1 rRNA gene is annotated in these 1,109 nt (G+C 49.8%); it reads right to left on the reverse strand.

Annotation, left to right across the window (positions count from 1 at the left end):
* Window positions 1–1,109: ribosomal RNA gene (locus tag RBA41_RS33325) — 23S ribosomal RNA — on the reverse strand; the annotation flags it as partial.

A 1,109-nucleotide genomic window follows, 5' to 3' on the forward strand; every position in this document is an offset into this window, starting at 1 on the left:
ATATCCGCAGCTTCGGTGACTGGCTTAGCCCCGTTACATCTTCCGCGCAGGACGACTCGATCAGTGAGCTATTACGCTTTCTTTAAATGATGGCTGCTTCTAAGCCAACATCCTGACTGTTTTAGCCTTCCCACTTCGTTTTCCACTTAGCCAATCTTTGGGACCTTAGCTGGCGGTCTGGGTTGTTTCCCTCTTGACGCCGGACGTTAGCACCCGACGTCTGTCTCCCAAGCTCGCACTCATCGGTATTCGGAGTTTGCAATGGTTTGGTAAGTCGCAATGACCCCCTAGCCATAACAGTGCTCTACCCCCGATGGTGATACTTGAGGCACTACCTAAATAGTTTTCGGAGAGAACCAGCTATTTCCAAGTTTGTTTAGCCTTTCACCCCTACCCACAGCTCATCCCCTAATTTTTCAACATTAGTGGGTTCGGACCTCCAGGGCGTGTTACCGCACCTTCATCCTGGCCATGAGTAGATCACTTGGTTTCGGGTCTACACCCAGCGACTGTCGCCCTATTCGGACTCGATTTCTCTACGGCTTCCCTATACGGTTAACCTTGCCACTGAATGTAAGTCGCTGACCCATTATACAAAAGGTACGCAGTCACGGAACAAGTCCGCTCCTACTGTTTGTATGCACACGGTTTCAGGATCTATTTCACTCCCCTTCCGGGGTTCTTTTCGCCTTTCCCTCACGGTACTGGTTCACTATCGGTCGATTACGAGTATTTAGCCTTGGAGGATGGTCCCCCCATATTCAGACAGGATTTCTCGTGTCCCGCCCTACTTGTCGCACGCTTAGTTCCACACATCGAATTTCGTATAAGGGGCTATCACCCTCTATGGCACCAATTTCCAGTGGTTTCTACTATCCGTCATGCTAAAACGTGCAGGCTCATCCCATTTCGCTCGCCACTACTTTGGGAATCTCGGTTGATTTATTTTCCTGCAGCTACTTAGATGTTTCAGTTCGCCGCGTTCGCTTTGCATACCTATGTATTCAGTATGCAATGACCTAAAAGGCCGGGTTTCCCCATTCGGAAATCTGCGGATCAAAGCTTGTTTGCTAGCTCCCCGCAGCTTATCGCAAGCTACTACGTCCTTC

The organism is Massilia scottii, assembly GCF_030846495.1.
GTDB lineage: Bacteria > Pseudomonadota > Gammaproteobacteria > Burkholderiales > Burkholderiaceae_D > Telluria_A > Telluria_A violaceinigra.